This is a genomic window from Ancylobacter sp. (assembly GCF_965249975.1).
Lineage (GTDB): Bacteria > Pseudomonadota > Alphaproteobacteria > Rhizobiales > Xanthobacteraceae > Ancylobacter.
This window is the reverse complement of record NZ_CBDFNE010000015.1, coordinates 180,925-197,136: the sequence shown is the minus strand read 5'-3', so window position 1 is coordinate 197,136 and position 16,212 is coordinate 180,925. Positions and strand designations below refer to the sequence as shown.

11 protein-coding genes are annotated in these 16,212 nt (G+C 68.4%); 4 read left to right on the top strand and 7 right to left on the bottom strand.

Going from position 1 to position 16,212, the window contains the following annotated elements; translation table 11 throughout:
- Window positions 1-48: 48 nt before the first annotated feature.
- The 7 genes from ACP2AH_RS11750 to ACP2AH_RS11720 form a co-directional block, all read right to left on the bottom strand.
- Window positions 49-2,160, bottom strand: a complete 2,112-nt coding sequence (locus tag ACP2AH_RS11750) for a catalase (RefSeq protein WP_425105971.1) — start codon at window positions 2,158-2,160, stop codon at window positions 49-51.
- Window positions 2,161-2,320: 160 nt separating this feature from the next.
- Window positions 2,321-2,854 (bottom strand): DNA-3-methyladenine glycosylase, encoded by a 534-nt coding sequence (locus ACP2AH_RS11745; RefSeq protein ID WP_425105970.1) that lies wholly within the window; start codon window positions 2,852-2,854, stop codon window positions 2,321-2,323.
- A gap of 63 nt (window positions 2,855-2,917) precedes the next feature.
- Complete coding sequence (locus ACP2AH_RS11740) at window positions 2,918-3,883, bottom strand: ABC transporter substrate-binding protein (RefSeq protein ID WP_425105969.1); 966 nt, start codon at window positions 3,881-3,883, stop codon at window positions 2,918-2,920.
- A 26-nt stretch (window positions 3,884-3,909) separates the two neighbouring features.
- Window positions 3,910-4,935, bottom strand: coding sequence for an ABC transporter permease (locus ACP2AH_RS11735; protein WP_425105968.1), 1,026 nt, complete (start codon window positions 4,933-4,935; stop codon window positions 3,910-3,912).
- Window positions 4,928-6,457: a sugar ABC transporter ATP-binding protein gene (locus tag ACP2AH_RS11730; protein ID WP_425105967.1), complete on the bottom strand. Its 1,530-nt coding sequence runs from the start codon at window positions 6,455-6,457 to the stop codon at window positions 4,928-4,930. The genes ACP2AH_RS11735 and ACP2AH_RS11730 overlap by 8 nt, the downstream gene beginning before the upstream one ends.
- Complete coding sequence (locus ACP2AH_RS11725; RefSeq protein ID WP_425105966.1) at window positions 6,454-7,605, bottom strand: Gfo/Idh/MocA family protein; 1,152 nt, start codon at window positions 7,603-7,605, stop codon at window positions 6,454-6,456. The genes ACP2AH_RS11730 and ACP2AH_RS11725 overlap by 4 nt, the downstream gene beginning before the upstream one ends.
- On the bottom strand, window positions 7,602-8,660 hold the full coding sequence (locus ACP2AH_RS11720) for a sugar phosphate isomerase/epimerase family protein (RefSeq protein ID WP_425105965.1): 1,059 nt from the start codon (window positions 8,658-8,660) through the stop codon (window positions 7,602-7,604). The genes ACP2AH_RS11725 and ACP2AH_RS11720 overlap by 4 nt, the downstream gene beginning before the upstream one ends.
- 164 nt (window positions 8,661-8,824) lie before the next feature.
- Here ACP2AH_RS11720 and ACP2AH_RS11715 point away from each other — a divergent pair, with 164 nt between their 5' ends.
- The 4 genes from ACP2AH_RS11715 (at window position 8,825) to ACP2AH_RS11700 (ending at window position 16,142) form a co-directional block, all read left to right on the top strand.
- Window positions 8,825-9,862: a LacI family DNA-binding transcriptional regulator gene (locus tag ACP2AH_RS11715; RefSeq protein WP_425105964.1), complete on the top strand. Its 1,038-nt coding sequence runs from the start codon at window positions 8,825-8,827 to the stop codon at window positions 9,860-9,862.
- Between the two features lie 157 nt (window positions 9,863-10,019).
- Window positions 10,020-12,749 carry an autotransporter domain-containing protein gene (locus ACP2AH_RS11710; protein WP_425105963.1) on the top strand — a complete coding sequence of 910 codons (2,730 nt, stop codon included), beginning with the start codon at window positions 10,020-10,022 and terminating at the stop codon, window positions 12,747-12,749.
- 157 nt (window positions 12,750-12,906) lie between these two features.
- A complete protein-coding gene (locus ACP2AH_RS11705; RefSeq protein WP_425105962.1) occupies window positions 12,907-15,414 on the top strand; it encodes a glucan 1,4-alpha-glucosidase in 2,508 nt (835 codons plus the stop codon).
- Complete coding sequence (locus ACP2AH_RS11700; RefSeq protein ID WP_425105961.1) at window positions 15,411-16,142, top strand: ROK family protein; 732 nt, start codon at window positions 15,411-15,413, stop codon at window positions 16,140-16,142. The genes ACP2AH_RS11705 and ACP2AH_RS11700 overlap by 4 nt, the downstream gene beginning before the upstream one ends.
- Window positions 16,143-16,212: the final 70 nt, after the last annotated feature.

Sequence of the window (16,212 nt, the reverse complement as noted above, 5' to 3'; positions counted from 1 at the left end):
GCGTGCAAAAGGCGGGGCGGCGCTGTTATGTGCCGCCCCGCCGTGGCATCAGAGCTTGACCGCCGCTTCCCGCGCCCACAGGCGCAGCGCGCGGCAGCTCTCGATGAAGGCGTCCACCGAGGCGGCATCCTCCAGCGCGATCAGCCCCTCATCGGCGTCCGGGGCGACGCCGGCCCTGGCCAACAGCGGCAGGGCACCGGGGGTGAAAGCGATGAACTTGCAATGGGCGAAGGCGTCCGCCACGAAATCGCGCGCCGCCGCCTCGCCGGCGAGCCGTTCCGCGCCTTCCTCCGACAGCAGCAGCGCCACCGCGTCGAACAGCACCGAGGGCCCGCCATCGATCATGTGATGGGCAGGAAGCTTGGTGCCGGCGGCAGTCTCGACCCCGCCCACCTTCGGCGCGATCAGCTCCATCGTCGCGCCTTCTGCCGCCAGCGCCGTCTGAAGCGCCGTCAGCAGCGTGCCGTCGCAGCCATTGCTGACCAGCACGCCCACCTTGCGACCCCTAAAGCTCTTCGGGCAGTTTTCGATGATGCTGAGTGCCGGCGAGGCGGGCAGGTCGTCGCGAGGGGTTACCGCCGCATCGGCGGGTTTAGGCAGCGTGTCGATGCCAAGCTTGTCGGCAACGGTCGCGCCCAAAGCCTCGTCGATGTTCAGCAGATGCGCCACCATGCGCTCGCGGATAACCACCTCTTCCACCTTGCTGAGCTCGAAGGTCAGCGCCATGGCGATGTGCTTCTGCTCCGGCCCGGTCTGGCTGTTGAAGAACTGCCGCGCCTGGCTGTAATGGTCGGCGAAACTCTCGGGGCGCAGCCGCACCTTCGGCGCGTCGATTTCCTCACGGAACGAACGGAAGCCACGCGCCGGATCGGGGCGGGGGCCCTCGCCGCGTGAATTGGGCTGGTAATTGGTGCGCCCCACCGGGTTGCGCATCGCCATGTGCCCGTCCTGCTGGAAATGCGCGAAGGGGCATTTCGGCGCGTTGATCGGGATATGGGTGAAGTTGGGGCTGCCCAGCCGCTTCAGCTGGGTGTCGAGATAGGAGAAGTTGCGGCCCTGCAGCAGCGGGTCGTTAGAGAAATCGATGCCCGGCGGCACGTTCTGGGTCATGAACGCCACCTGCTCGGTCTCGGCGAAGAAATTGTCCGGCATCCGGTCCAGCACCAGCCGGCCGACCGGCACCGGCTTGATGATTTCTTCCGGGATCAGCTTGGTCGGATCGAGAACGTCGAAGTCGAAGCTGTCGGCGAAATCCTCGTCGAACAGCTGCACGCACAATTCCCATTCCGGGAAATCGCCGGACTGGATCGCCTCCCAAAGATCGCGGCGATGGAAATCGGGGTCGGCGCCGTTGATCTTCACCGCCTCGTTCCACACCACGGATTGCAGCCCGAGCTTGGGCTTCCAGATGAATTTGACGAAGGTGGATTCGTCCTTGGCGTTCAGCAGGCGGAAAGTGTGGACGCCGAAACCTTCCATGAAGCGGAAGGAGCGCGGAATCGCCCGGTCGGACATCACCCACATGATCATGTGCATGGATTCCGGGGTTAGCGAGATGAAGTCCCAGAAATTGTCATGCGCCGACTGCGCCTGCGGAAAGGCGCGGTCCGGCTCCGGCTTTACCGCGTGGATGATGTCGGGAAACTTGATGGCGTCCTGGATGAAGAACACCGGGATGTTGTTGCCGACGAGGTCCCAGTTGCCTTCCTTGGTGTAGATCTTTACCGCGAAGCCGCGCACGTCGCGGGCGAGGTCGAAGGAGCCCTTGGAACCGGCCACGGTGGAAAAGCGCACAAAGGCCGGCGTCTTCTCGCCGGGGCGCTGGAACAGATCGGCGCGGGTATATTCGGCGAGCGATTCATAGGTCTCGAAATAGCCATGGGCGCCATAGCCGCGGGCATGCACCACGCGCTCGGGAATGCGCTCATGATCGAAATGGAACATCTTCTCGCGGAAGTGGAAGTCCTCGATCAGCGCCGGGCCGCGCGCGCCCACCTTCAGCGTGTTCTGGTCGTCCGCCACCGGTCCGCCTTGGGCGGTCGTCAGCGCAGGCGTGTCGCCCTCTGCGAACTGGTGCAGCTCGCCGCCAGCGCCGCGCGTCAGCGTCTGGTCGTGAATCGTCGCGGTTGCCCCTGCGGCCCCCTTGGTCTTGCGTGCCATGTGTCTGCGCTCCCTGGGCGTGCGATCGGTGATCGGCCATTGCGTCACTAACCGCAGGGCAGGGGTTTCGTTGCCGGCGAGGGCGCATTCACGGCGCGGATTCGTCTGCGCCGTTCGCCGCGCTTCGCCGGCTACCGGCCAGGGGTATTCCGTGGGCGGTTCAGGGGAAGCGGCGGCTGAGGAAGGGCGAACCGCGCAGGCCGAAGCGCCAGGGTTCGTCCATCGCCTTGGTAATGCCGATGCGCGGCCCGCTGACGATATCGGGCGTGCCCTCGCGCTCGCGCCAGTCGAAGGGCGGAAGGCCGAGCGGGGCGCCATCGAGGGCGCCTGTTATGGCGAGCGCCTGGGTGAGCCGGCCGGGACCCGCGCAGAGGAAGGCCGGGCCGCCCCGGCGGGCCGCCATCCGCTCCAGCCCGACGAGCGGCGCCAGAGCCCGTATGAGCACCGCCCCGTGGTCTTGCGCGACGATGTTGAAGCACCAGTGCAGGCCATAGGAGCGGTAGACATAGGCATGGAAGGGCGGGCCGAACATGGCCGCGTTGCGCGGCGTGGGTCCGGTGAAGCTGTGCGAAGCCGGGTCGTCGCGCCGATAGGCCTCGGTCTCGACGATGAGGCCGCCGACGCCGTCGACCAATAGTGTCACGCCAATCAGTCGAGGGGCGAGGGCGAGCGCGTCGCCTTCAAACTGAATCATGCCGCGAGGATAGCATGAGCCATGCACCGGAGGGGGCGCACGGCCCCCGCCGGCGTCGACGGATCAGAACGGGCTGTCGGGGAAGTAGAACTGCGCCGCATTCTCTGCCGTGATCAGCGTCGAGCCGATGATGAAGCGGCCATAGACCGGCGTGTTGGAAACGAAGCGCAGCGCGGTGACTTCCAGCGCGGTGGAAATCTGCGCCGGGGTGTAGGACACGTCCACCGGGATCTGCGGGTCCTTGTCCATCACGCGCTTTATGATCTCCTTCATGCCGGCGCCGCCGACGATCCACATCTCCTTCTGCCGCCCGGCCTGGGAGATGGCCTCCATCACGCCGATCGCCATGTCGTCGTCCGCCGCCCACACGGCGTCGATCTTCTTGTGCTTGGACAGGTAGTCCTGCATCACCTGGAACGCCTTGTCGCGGTTCCAGTTGCCGTGCTGCATGTCGAGGATTTCGATGCCGGAGCCGGCAATGGCGGCCTGGAAGGCGTCGACCCGCTCATTGTCGAGCGTGGTGGGGATGCCGCGCAGCACCACGATCTTGGCGCCGGGCTTGAGGTTGGCCTTGAAGTATTCGCCGGAGACGCGGCCGAAGGCGGTGTTGTCGCCGGCGACATACAGGTCTTCGATGCCAGGCTGGGAGAGGCCGCGGTCGACCACGGTCACCCATTTGCCGGCATCCTTCACCGCCTTGACCGGGCTGGTCAGCGGTTCGGATTCGAAGGGCAGCACGACAAGCGCGTCGATGTTGCGCGTCGCCACCATGTCCTCGATGTCGTTCACCTGCTTGCCCACCGCGCCGGCGGTGGCGAGCACGAATTCAAGGTTCGGATAGGTGGTCTTCAGGCGCTTGATGGTTTCCTGCGCGTGCCAGTTCAGCCCGCCCATGAAGCCATGGGTGGCGGAGGGGATCGAGACACCGATCACCGCCTTCTTGCCCTGCGCGTGCGCGGGCATGGAGACGCCTGCGGCAGCCGTGGCGGCGCCGATGGCGGCGGTGGTGAGGAAGGTCCTGCGTTCCATTGTCGTTTCTCCCATGGTCTCCGCTCTCAGGCGGATGATGATTTGCCGCGCTGGAGAACCACCGCGAGCACGATGATGACGCCCTGGATCGTCCCGTTGAGATAGGGAGAGACGAGGTCCGCCAGGATGAGGATGTTGTCGATCAGGCTGAGGATGAGCACGCCGACCACCGTGCCCCAGACGCGGCCATAGCCGCCCTTCAGCGCCGTGCCGCCGATGATGACGGCGGCAATCGCCTCCAGTTCCCACAGCATGCCGGTGGAGCCGGAGGCCGAGCCGAGCCGCGGGACGTACATGATGGTGGCGAGGCCGACGAGCAGGCCGAGCAGCACATAGGTCATCAGCCGGATTCGCTCGACGTTCACCGCCGAGTACAGCGCCACCTTGTCGTTGGAGCCGATGGCCTCGCAGTAGCGGCCGAAGCGCGTGTGGCGCATGGCGATCTGCCCGGCGACCGCCACGATGGCGAAGACGATGATCGGCCAGGCGATGCCGAACAGGCCGGAATAATAGACCGGCCGGTAGAACTGGCGGACGCCGAAATCGAGGCTGATCGTGCCGCCATCGGCGAGCCAGGTCACCAGCGAGCGGAAAATGCCCATGGTGCCGAGCGTGACGATGAAGGGCTCGATCCGCGCTTTCGTCACCAGAAGCCCGTTGCCAAGCCCGGCCAGCAGCCCGACGCCGAGCGCGATGCCCATGCCGGCCAGCACCAGAGGCAGGCCGACGCCCATGGAGGGCAGCAGCGCGTTCATGCCAAGGATCATCACCCCGGCGATGAACGCCGCCATCGAGCCGACCGAGAGGTCGAGCCCGCCGGACGTGATGACGAAGGTCATGCCCACCGCGATCATGCCGATGAAGGCGGAGCGGGCGAGCACATTGGTGATGTTGCCGGCGGAGAGGAAATTCTCGTTGAGATAGGCGCCCAGCGCCACCAGCAGGATCAGGGCCAGCAGCGGGCCGAGTGCCGACAGGCCGGGCAGGCGCGCGCGGCCGGCGGGGGCCGCATGGGCGGGGCGTGCGAGGTCAGGGCGCGTGAGGTCAGACATGCGAGGCGCTCCCTGTCGGCTGTTCATTCGTGCCCATGACGAGGCGCACCACGTCGGTCTCGGTCACCCGCGCGCCTTCCAGCTCGCCGGCGAGGCGGCCATGGCGCATCACCAGCACGCGGTCGGACAGGCCGAGGATTTCCGGCATGTCGGAGGAGATGACGATGACGCTGCGCCCCTCGGCCGCGAGCGTGTCGATGAAGGCGTAGATCTGGCTCTTGGTGCCGACATCGATGCCGCGCGTCGGCTCGTCGATGATGACGATCTCCGGGTCGCCGAGCATGGTCTTGGCCAGCAGCAGCTTCTGCTGGTTGCCGCCGGAGAGATTGCCCACCTTCATGTCGCGGCGCGGGGCGCGGATGTCGAACTCGGTGATGGCGCGGGAGAGCGCTGCCTCCTCGCGCCGGCTATCGATGAACAGCGCGCCGAAACGGGCGAGGGTGGAGAGGGTGAGGTTCTCGGTCAGGCTCTTGTCGAGCAGCAGCCCGCGCTCCTTCCGGTCCTCGGTGAGGTAGGCGATGCCGCTCGTCGCGGCGTCGCGCACCGAGCCGATGGCGACCGGTATGCCGTGGCGCAAAATCTCGCCGGTCGCCGGGCGCAGCCCGACGAGCCCTTCGGCCAGTTCGGTGCGGCCGGAGCCGACCAGGCCGGAAATACCCAGCACCTCGCCGCGCCGCAGGGTGAAGGAAATATCCTTCACCAGCGGCGGCACACAGAAGCCGCGCACCTCCAGCGCCACCGTGCCGGCATGGTGGCGCTTCTGCGGATAGATATCCTCCAGCTTGCGCCCGACCATGGCGGTGGCCATGCCGTCCTCGGTCAGTTCGCCGCGTATGGCTCGGCGCACCACCGCGCCGTCGCGCAGCACCGTGACGCGATCGGCGAGGCGGGTGATCTCCTCCAGCCGGTGCGAGGTGTAGAGCAGCGCCACGCCCTGTGCCCGCAGCCGCTCGATCTGCCGGAACAGGACCTCCACCTCCTTATGGGTGAGCACGGCGGAGGGCTCGTCCATGATCAGCACCCGCGCCTTGCGGGAGAGGGCCTTGGCGATCTCCACCATCTGCCGGTCGGAGACGGGCAGGTCGCGGATGCGCGCCTCCGGGCGGATGGCGCTCCCGAGTTCGTCGAGCAGTGCTTGCGTGCCCGCGCGCATGGCGCGGTGGTCGAGAAACAGCCCGCCCTTCTCGCGCCCGAGCCAGATGTTCTCGGTGACGGTGAGGTCGGGAGCGAGGTTGAACTCCTGGTGGATCACCACCACGCCGGCCGCTTCCGCCTGCGCGCCGCTGGTATAGGGCGCCGGCGCCCCGTCCAGCCGCACCGCGCCCGAGGAGGGCGCGAGGAAGCCGCCGAGGATCTTCATGATCGTCGATTTGCCGGCGCCGTTCTCGCCGATCAGCGCGTGGACCTCGCCTTGATGGAGCGCGAAGTCGATGCCGTGCAGGATTTCGATCGGGCCGAAACTCTTGCGGACATCGACCAGTTCGAGCACCGGGGCGGTCGCACGCTCCGGGGCGGCGCTCATAGGTTTACCCAGCCGGCATTGCGGCGGGAGGACTGCACGCAGGCCTCGACGAAGCGCATCCCCGCCAGCCCGTCGGCCAGGGTCGGATAGAGCACGCCGTCGGGCACCTTTTCGCCCGCCTTGTGCGCACGAATGGCGAGTGCTGCCTCGGCATAGATATTGGCGAAGCCTTCCAGATAACCCTCGGGGTGGCCGGGCGGGATGCGCGAGACGCGGCCCGCCTCCGGCCCCGCCCCCGCGCCATTGCGGGTGATGCGGCGGCGCGGCTCGCCGAAGGGGGTGAACCAGAGATAATTCGGGTCCTCCTGCGCCCATTCGAGCCCGCCCTTGTCGCCATAGACGCGCAGGCGCAAGCCGTTCTCGTTGCCCGGCGCGACCTGGCTTGCCCACAGCATGCCCCGCGCCCCGCCCTCGAAGCGCAGCAGCACATGAGCGTTGTCGTCCAGCGCCCGGCCCGGTACGAAGATGGAGAGGTCCGCCGCCAGGGCTTCCGGCGTCAGGCCAGAGACGAAGCAGGCGAGGTTGTAGGCATGGGTCCCGATGTCGCCCGTCGCCCCGCCGGCACCGGAGCGCTCCGGGTCGGTGCGCCATTCCGCCTGCTTGGAGCCGGATTTCTCCGCCGCCTCCGTCAGCCAGTCCTGCACATATTCCACCTGCACGAGCCGGACGCGGCCGATCTCGCCCGCCGCGACCATGGCACGGGCCTGCCGGATCATGGGGTAGCCGGTATAGTTGTGGGTCAGCACGAACAGGGCGTCGGCCTTCGCGGCCGCTGCGGCGAGCTTCTTCGCTTCCGCCATGGTCGCGGTCAGCGGCTTGTCGCAGATGACATGGATGCCGCGCTTGAGGAATTCGATCGCCGGGCCGGCATGCATGTGGTTGGGCGTGACGATCGCCACCGCCTCGATGCCGTCCTTGCGCCGGGCCTCACCCTTCGCCATGGCGAGGTAGTCGTCATAGACGCGGGAGAGGCCGAGCGCCTCGCCGGAGGCGCGGGATTTCTCCGGCGTGGAGGAGAGGGCGCCGGCGATGAGCGTGTATTCGCCGTCGAGCCGGGCGGCGATGCGGTGCACGGCGCCGATGAAGGCGCCGGAGCCGCCGCCGACCATGCCGAGCCGCAGCGGGGCGTGTGCGGAGGCGGCGCTCATCGCTCCAGCCCCAGCAAGGCGCGGTTGGCGGCGCGGTCGGTGGCACCGGCGGCGAAATCGTCAAACGCCTTCTCGGTGACGCGGATGATGTGGTTCTTCACAAATTGCGCGCCCTCGCGCGCCCCATCCTCGGGGTGCTTGAGGCAGCATTCCCACTCGACCACCGCCCAGCCGTCGAAATCCATCGCGGCGAATTTCGAGAAGATGGCGCCGAAATCCACCTGCCCGTCGCCGGGACTGCGGAAGCGCCCGGCGCGTTTCAGCCAGGGCTGGTAGCCGCCATACACGCCCTTGCGCCCGGTCGGGTTGAACTCGGCGTCCTTGACGTGAAACATGCCGATGCGCTCGGCATAGATGTCGAGATGGTCGAGATAGTCGAGCTGCTGCAGCACATAGTGCGAGGGGTCGTAGAGCATCTTGGCGCGGGGGTGGTTGTCCACCCGCTCCAGGAACATCTCGAACGTGTCGCCGTCGTGCAGGTCCTCGCCGGGATGGATCTCGAAGCACAGATCGACGCCGCACTCATCCGCATAGTCCAGCAGCGGGCGCCAGCGGCGGGCCAGCTCGTCGAACGCCTCTTCCACCAGCCCGGCGGGGCGCTGCGGCCAAGGGTAGACATAGGGCCAGGCGAGTGCGCCGGAGAACGTCACCATGGCGGTGAGGCCGAGATGCTTGGAGGCGGTGAGCGCCTTCCTCATCTGGTCTACGGCCCATTCCTGCCGCGCCTTGGGGTTGCCGCGCACCTGAGGCGCGGCGAAACCGTCGAACATGGCGTCATAGGCGGGATGCACCGCCACCAGCTGGCCCTGCAGATGGGTGGACAGCTCGGTGACGATGACGCCGTTCTGCGAGCCTTTTCCCGCCCATTCCGAACACCAGTCGCGCGAGGCGGCCGCCTGGTCGAGATCGAGGATGCGCGGGTCGTTCGTCGGCACCTGCACGCCGGCATAGCCGCAGTCGGCGGCCCAGCGGGTGATGTTGTGCCAGCTGTCGAAGGGCGCGTCTGTGCCGATGAACTGGGCCAGAAACAGGCCCGGTCCCTTGATGGTCCGCATGGTTTCCTCCCGACCGGCATGCCGGCCAACCGTTGGTTTTTGTAATCGGTTGCATTCAGCCTAACGGAGGCCTGTAATCGATTGCAAGGGGGGTCGAGAAGGGTTTCCGTAACGGCATCGCGAGGCGATTGCCAGCGGGGGGCCGGCGCGTCTATGGAGTGGCCATGCAGCACCAGAGACCGAAGATCGTGGACGTGGCGCGGCTCGCCGGCGTTTCCACCGCCACGGTCAGCCGCGTGCTCTCCAACCCCGACGTGGTGAGCGCCGAGACGCGCCGCAGCGTTGAGGAAGCCATCCGCCAGACCGGCTACCGCCTCAACCACGCGGCGCGGAACCTCCGCCACCGGCGCACCGGCGGCGTGGTGGCGCTGGTGCCGAACCTTTCCAACCCGTTCTTCTCGCAAATCCTCGCCGGCATGGCGGCGGTGCTGGCGGGGGCGGGCTATAATCTGCTCATCGCTGATAGCTGCGTCATGGGCGGGGAGGCGCTGCTGGCCTATGCCGAACCGAGCCGCGCCGACGGGCTGATCGTGCTCGATGGCTCGCTTCCCGCCGAAGGGCTGAAGCGCCGCGTCCCCGTGGTGCTCGCCTGCGAATGGATACCGGGCATCCAGGCGCCGCGGGTGAAGATCGACAATCGCGCGGCGGCGCGGGTGGCGGTGGAACATCTCATCGGCCTTGGCCATCGCCGCATCGGCCATGTCGCGGGCCCGCCCGGCAATGTGCTGAGCGAGGCGCGCCTTGCCGGCACCGAGCAGGCGCTCGCCGCCCACGGCCTACCGGCGCCCCGCGTGCTGCCCGGCGATTTCAGCCTCGACTCCGGCCGTCGGGCCGGTGCGATGTGGCTCGCTTTGCCCGCAGAGGAACGCCCCACGGCGATGTTCCTCGCCAGCGACGCCATGGCCTGCGGCTTCATCGGCGAGGTGCAGCATCGCGGCCTCGCCGTGCCGCGCGACGTGTCGGTGATGGGGTTCGACGATATCGAGCTGGTCTCCCACATGACGCCGGCCCTCTCCACCATCCGCCAGCCGCGCGAGGCGATCGGCCGGCGGGCGGCGCAGTGCCTGCTGGCGATGATCGGCGGCGCGGCGCCGGAGGGCGATATCGTCCTGCCGACGGAACTGGTGCTGCGCGCCAGCACCGCCCCACCCGTTACCACCCCTGCCATAAAGAGCCACGAGGCGGGCCCGGCGCGCTTGTGAGTGTGGCGGAATCCGGGCTATCGCTGCGGAAGGTGTCACGGCGAGGGAAGGCGACGTGGGGACAAAAGGCGGGCGATCGGCGGCGAAAACCCGCTTCCGGCGGCGCGCTGGTGGCCGGACGGGACGGACCGGGAGGCGCCTTGCGGCTCTGCTCACCTTGGGCTGTGCCTCGCTCGTCGCCGCGCCGGCGGGTGCGATCTACCTCAACGATGTCGATGCCGCCGCCGTCGGAGGGGTACAGAACTGGTACGACAGCGAAAACCAGTTTTCCAATGTCGTCGCGGTCTCGATTGACGGCCTCGCGCATTGTTCCGGCACGCTGATCAACTCCCGCACCGTGCTCACCGCCGCTCATTGCGCGCTGAGCGACGAGACGGGCGTGGTGCTCAGTTGGTTCAACGACGTGGAGGTCCGCTTTTCCCCGGACTCGACCCTCGCCAGCCCGAATGACCGCGCCCTCAGCGGCGTCGCGGTCAATCCCGCCTATGTGACGGAAGGGTTCTCTTCCAGCGATCTGGCCCTCGTCTCGCTGGCGCAGCCGGTGACCGGCGTCGCGCCGGTGACCCTCGCCACCTCGCGGGACCAGATGCCGGGCCTTGGCGACGTGGTCTGGCTTGCCGGCTATGGTCAGATCGGCACCGGCACGGTAAGCGATCTCGGCTATGACGACCGGCGCCGCGCCGTCACCAGCACGCTGGGGCAGGTCAAGGTTCTGCCTGACGACCGACTTGAGATCAGCGTTCAGTTTCGCGACCCGTTGAGCCCGAACGATCCGAATGAATTCGGCGTCGACACCCCGGTGCCCGCCTGGCAGGGCGGAACCTCCTTCGGCGACAGCGGCGGACCGCTGTTCATGATCGGTCCGGAGGGGGAGCTTTTCCAGGTCGGGATCAGCTTCACCGCCGGCTTTTCCGACCCCGACAGGCCCGGCGAATACCTCTTCATCTACGGCTCGCCCTCGTATTACGGCGCCGTCGCCGACCATGCGGACTGGCTCGCCGCCGCAAACCCGCTGCGCACCACCGCCGCCGCCGCTGGCGCCTTCGCATGGAGCGAGGCGGCCCGCTGGACCGACACGCTTGGCCGCCACGAGACGCCGGACAATGCGGATGGCGACTTCGCCGGCTACGGAACGCTCGGCCGCTATTATGAGGTGACTCTCGCGCAGCCTTCGCAGATCCGCCTCGACATGTCGCCGACTCTTGACCGGCTGACCGTCGCCCATGCCGGTGCCAGCCTCGATATCGCGGCGGGGTATCGGCTGGACGTGCTGCTCGACACAGTGCTCGCCGGCGGAGGGCTGCTTATTGACGGTACGCTGACGACGGCCTGCCTGCTGCAGGCCGGCGGCGTGGTCTCCGGCACCGGAACGCTCGGCGCGGCTGGCGGCTATGTCCAGACCGGCGGCACGCTGGCGCCGGGTGCTTCGGGTGCGCTCGGCACGCTGGCCCTCACCGGCGACTATGCGGCGGATGCAGCCGCGCGGCTCGACGTGCGGCTCGGCGCGGCGGGCGCCGACCGGCTGGCGGTGAGCGGCACGGCCAGCCTTGGCGGGACGCTCGCCTATCGCCTGTTCGATCCCGCGCCCTTCGGCAGCTACACCGTGCTCACCGCTGGCGAGGGGATCGAGGGAGCCTTCGCCACGCTGGAGGGACCGGCCTCGGCCTTCGCCGCCGTCAGCGCGGTGGCCGGGGCGCATGAACTCCGGTTGGCGGTCACCCAGTCCCGTTCCTTCGCTTCCGCCGGCCTCACCGCTAATCAGCGCGCGCTCGGCGCCGCGCTCGACGCGCTCGATCCCGCCGCGCCCTTGGTCGCCTCCGCCGCCTGGCTGCCGAGCCTCGCCGCCGCGCGCGAGGCTTTCGACGGGCTGTCGGGCCAGAGCTATGCCTCGCTGGAAACGCTGCTGCTGCAGGATACCCGCTTCGCCCGCGCGGCAGCGCTCGACCGGCTGCGGGCAGCCTCCGGCGCCGGAGGTGGCGGGTCGGGCGCGCAGGTGGCAAGCTATGCCGATGACGGCACGCGGCTCGCCGATGCGGCATCGGGCACGGGGACGTCGCTGTGGCTGCAGGGTTTCGGTGCCTTCGGCAGGCTCGAAAGCGCCGGCGCCGGCCTGTCGCGCGACATTGGCGGCTTTTATGCCGGGCTTGACCGGCTGTTCTTCCAGGATTGGCGGCTCGGCGCCTTTGGCGGTTACAGCCACAGCGCGCTCAGCGCCGGGGGCTCTGCCGACTCCTGGGGGCTCGATACCTACACGCTCGGGCTCTATGGCGGGCGCCGCTGGGGGCCGCTCGCGCTCAGCCTGGGCGGCGCCTATGGCTGGAACGATGTATCCGCCAGCCGCAGCCTTGCCCTGCCCGGCCTCCCGCAGACGCTCACCGCCGAATTCAGCACCGGCGCGGCGCAGCTTTTTGGCGAGATCGGCTATGAGTTCGCGCTCGCCGAGGCGCGGCTGGAGCCTTTCGCCGGTCTCGCCTATGTCGCGCTGGAGGGCGGCCGCTTTCACGAGACGGGCGGCGCGGCGGCGCTGGCGATGTCCGGGGCGGATGCCGAGGCCAGCTTCGGCACCCTCGGCGCGCGCCTCTCGCTGCCGCTCGCCGCGCCGGCGGGGGTGAGGCTGCGGATGGACGCCTCTGCCGCCTGGCAGCATGTGTGGGGCGGCACCCCGACGCTCGCCGTCGCCTTTGCCGGGCCGCCGTCCGGCGGCCTCGCCGGCGGGCCGGCTTTCGTCGTCACCGGGGCACCGCCGGCCCAGGACACGGCGCTGCTGGAGACCGGGCTGGTCGCCCAGGCCGGCACCGACCTGCAGCTCGGCTTGCGCTACACCGGCCAGTTCGGCGACGGGCTGCGCGACAACGGCTTTCAGGCCAGCCTGCGGTTGCGCTTCTAGGCGGCGGCCCGTGCCCACGCCGGCCATGGCGATTGACCGCACCGGAAATTCCCCGCAGGTTCCCCGCTGGGGCCACAGGGAGACAGGCGCGCCGGACCGATCCGGTACGTCCGTTGGCAAGATCGTCCCTCAAGGGACGTGAGTTGGGGGTAACGCCATGAGTGACGATGGAGAACTTGTACCGCCCGGCGGCCCCGGCGGCCCGGCACGCTGGACCTCGAGCGCCAAGGTGGGCGTCGGCACGGCGCGCACGGCGGCGAGCCGGCTGTGGTTCACCCTCAGCCACGGCATTCTCAACGAGATCTACTATCCCCGCGTCGACACCGCCTGCACCCGCGATTTCGGCTTCCTCGTCACCGGGCCGGACGGCTATTTCGCCGAGGAGAAGCGCGATGCCGACCATGAGGTCGGCGTGCTCGAACATGGCGTGCCCGCCTATCACCTGCTCAACACCGCCCATGACGGGCGCTGGCGCATCCAGAAGCAGATTCTCACCGATCCGCGCCGCGAGGTGCTGATCCAGAAGGTGACCTTCGAGGCGCTGATCGGCGACATCTCGGATTATCGCCTGTTCGCGCTGCTGGCGCCGCACCTCATCAATGCCGGGGCGGACAACACCGGCTGGGTCGGCGACTACAAGGGCACGCCGATGCTGTTCGCCTCCGGCCGGCGGGGCCAGTCGCTGGCGCTCGCCTGCTCGGTGCCGTGGAAGGCGCGTTCGGTGGGCTATGTCGGCACCTCCGACGGCTGGCAGCAGCTCAGCCGCCACGGTCAACTGGAAGAGCGCTATCGCCGCGCCGAGTCCGGAAATGTCGCGCTCAGCGCCGAGATCGACCTTGCCGCCTGCAATGGCGAGATGCTGGTGGCGCTCGGCTTCGGCGCCCGGCCGGAGGAAGCGGGCTTCCGGGCCGTGTGCAGCCTGCAGGAAGGCTTCGAGGAACTGCGCCGCACCTATGTGCAGGGCTGGCGCAACTGGCAGAGCACGCTCATGCCGCTCGACCATCCGCAGGGCCGCTCCAACATCAATGCCTACCGCGCCAGCACCATCGTGCTCGCCACCCACCAGCCCTATTCGATGCCGGGCGCCATCATCGCCAGCCTCTCCATCCCCTGGGGCTTCAACAAGGGCGACGAGGATCTCGGCGGCTATCACCTCGTCTGGCCGCGCGATCTCGTCGAGAATGCCGGCGGCCTGCTGGCAGCGGGCGCCTATGACGAGGCAAAGTCCGTGCTCGGCTATCTCCGCGCTATACAGGAGGCGGACGGCCACTGGTCGCAGAATGTCTGGCTGGACGGCGTACCCTATTGGGGCGGCGTGCAGATGGACGAATGCGCCTTCCCGATCCTGCTCGCCGACATGATCCGCCGCAGCGGCCATTTCGCCCATGGCGAACTCGACAGCTACATGGACATGATCACGCGCGCCGCGCGCTTCATCGTCCTCAACGGCCCCGTCACCGGCCAAGACCGCTGGGAGGAGGATGCCGGCTATTCGCCCTTTACCTTGGCGGCGGAAATCTCCGCGCTGCTTGCCGCCGCCGACATGATGGATATCGCCGGCCGGAGCGCGGATGCGCGCTATCTGCGCGAGAAGGCCGATGCGTGGAACGACTCCATCGAGCACTGGACCTTCGCCACCGGCACCGACCTCGCCGACCGGCTCGGCGTCGAGGGCTATTATGTGCGCATCGCCCCGCCGGAGACGGCGGACGCGGCTTCCCCGCTCGACGGCTTCGTGCCGGTGAAGAACCGCCCGCCCGCCGATACCGACCGGCCGGCGGCGCAGCTGATCTCGCCGGACGCGCTGGCGCTGGTGCGCTTCGGCCTACGCGCACCGAATGATCCGCGCATCCTCGACACCATCAAGGCCATCGACGCCGTTCTCAAGGTGGAACTGCCGCAGGGGCCGGTCTGGTACCGCTACAATGGCGACGGCTATGGCGAGCATGAGGACGGCTCGCCCTTCGACGGCACCGGCATCGGCCGCGCCTGGCCGCTGCTCACCGGCGAGCGGGCGCATTACGAGATCGCCGCCGGCAATCTGGTGCGCGCTGGCCAGCTTCTGGTCACGCTGGAGGATTGCGCTGGGCCGGGCGGCCTGCTGCCCGAACAGGTGTGGGACCAGGACGACATTCCCGAGCGCGAGCTCTACAAGGGCCGGCCGTCGGGCAGCGCCATGCCGCTGGTCTGGGCCCATGCCGAGCACATCAAGCTGATGCGCTCGCTGCATGACGGCAAGGTGTTCGACACACCACCGCAGACGGTGCAGCGCTATCTCGTCGACAAGGTCACCTCGCCGCGCCGGCTCTGGCACTTCAACCAGAAGCTCCGCTCGCTGCCCGCCGGCCTTTCCCTGCGCATCGAGCTGCCGGCGCCCGCCGTCATCCACTGGTCGCTCGACGGCTGGACGACCAGCCAGGACACGCCGACCCAGCCCACCAGCTTCGGCCTGCACATCGTCGATCTGCCGACCACGCTGCGCCACCACGGCCGTCATCTGCGCTTCACCTTCTTCTGGCCTGAAGCGGACAAATGGGAAGGCGAGGATTACAGCGTCGTCGTCGACGGCGACGGAACGCTGTTCCACGCGGCGGCGGATGAGCCGGAAGTGAGCCGGCGGGTCGCGGAGCCCGCGCGTAGCGATGTCGAGGGAGGGCAGGCATGACGGACGCAACGAGCACCGCAGGCGCGGCGGCAAAACCCGGCATTCTGGCGGCGGATGTCGGCGGCACCGGGCTGAAATGCGCGGTCATCGACGATCACGGCACCATGCTGTCCGAGCGCGAGAAGGTCGACACGCCCCATCCCTGCCACCCGGAGGCGCTGCTCGATGCCTATGTCGGCATGGCGGCCAAGCTGCCGGCCTTTGACCGCATCTCCATCGGTTTTCCCGGCGTGGTGCGCAACGGCCGGGTACTGACCGCGCCGAACCTCGGCACCGAGCTGTGGGCGGGCTTCGCGCTGGCGGATGCGATGGCGGCGCGCCTCAAGGCGCCGGCAAGGCTGATCAACGATGCCGAGATGCAGGGCTATGGCATCATTTCCGGCAAGGGGCTGGAACTGGTGATGACGCTCGGCACCGGCTGCGGCACGGCGCTGTTCCGCGACGGCGATCTCATGCCGCATATGGAGCTGGCGCACCATCCGGTGCACGACAACCTGACCTATGACGAATATCTCGGCGTGGCCGCCTATGAATCACACGGCAAACACCACTGGAATCACCATGTGAAGCGGGTGATCGAGCTGCTCTATGTGCTGCTGCACTACGACCATCTCTATCTCGGCGGCGGCAATGCCAAGCATGTCGAGATCGAGCTGCCGGCCAATGTCAGCCTCGCCAGCAACGATGCCGGCCTCACCGGCGGCGCCGCGCTCTGGCGCAAGGGGTGAGCGGGGGGCCTATCCCTCTCACACGCCCTCATCCCCGGGTCACACCCGGGCATGAGGGCGGAGCGCGCCC

What these genes read in the sequence shown, in the direction of transcription:
- ACP2AH_RS11700 (WP_425105961.1), top strand. Translation starts at nt 15,411, where the DNA reads ATGACGGACGCAACGAGCACCGCAGGCGCGGCGGCAAAACCCGGCATT.
- ACP2AH_RS11730 (WP_425105967.1), bottom strand. Translation starts at nt 6,457, where the DNA reads ATGAGCGCCGCCCCGGAGCGTGCGACCGCCCCGGTGCTCGAACTGGTC.
- ACP2AH_RS11720 (WP_425105965.1), bottom strand. Translation starts at nt 8,660, where the DNA reads ATGCGGACCATCAAGGGACCGGGCCTGTTTCTGGCCCAGTTCATCGGC.
- ACP2AH_RS11735 (WP_425105968.1), bottom strand. Translation starts at nt 4,935, where the DNA reads ATGTCTGACCTCACGCGCCCTGACCTCGCACGCCCCGCCCATGCGGCC.
- ACP2AH_RS11705 (WP_425105962.1), top strand. Translation starts at nt 12,907, where the DNA reads ATGAGTGACGATGGAGAACTTGTACCGCCCGGCGGCCCCGGCGGCCCG.
- ACP2AH_RS11740 (WP_425105969.1), bottom strand. Translation starts at nt 3,883, where the DNA reads ATGGAACGCAGGACCTTCCTCACCACCGCCGCCATCGGCGCCGCCACG.
- ACP2AH_RS11745 (WP_425105970.1), bottom strand. Translation starts at nt 2,854, where the DNA reads ATGATTCAGTTTGAAGGCGACGCGCTCGCCCTCGCCCCTCGACTGATT.
- ACP2AH_RS11725 (WP_425105966.1), bottom strand. Translation starts at nt 7,605, where the DNA reads ATGAGCGCCGCCTCCGCACACGCCCCGCTGCGGCTCGGCATGGTCGGC.
- ACP2AH_RS11750 (WP_425105971.1), bottom strand. Translation starts at nt 2,160, where the DNA reads ATGGCACGCAAGACCAAGGGGGCCGCAGGGGCAACCGCGACGATTCAC.
- ACP2AH_RS11715 (WP_425105964.1), top strand. Translation starts at nt 8,825, where the DNA reads ATGCAGCACCAGAGACCGAAGATCGTGGACGTGGCGCGGCTCGCCGGC.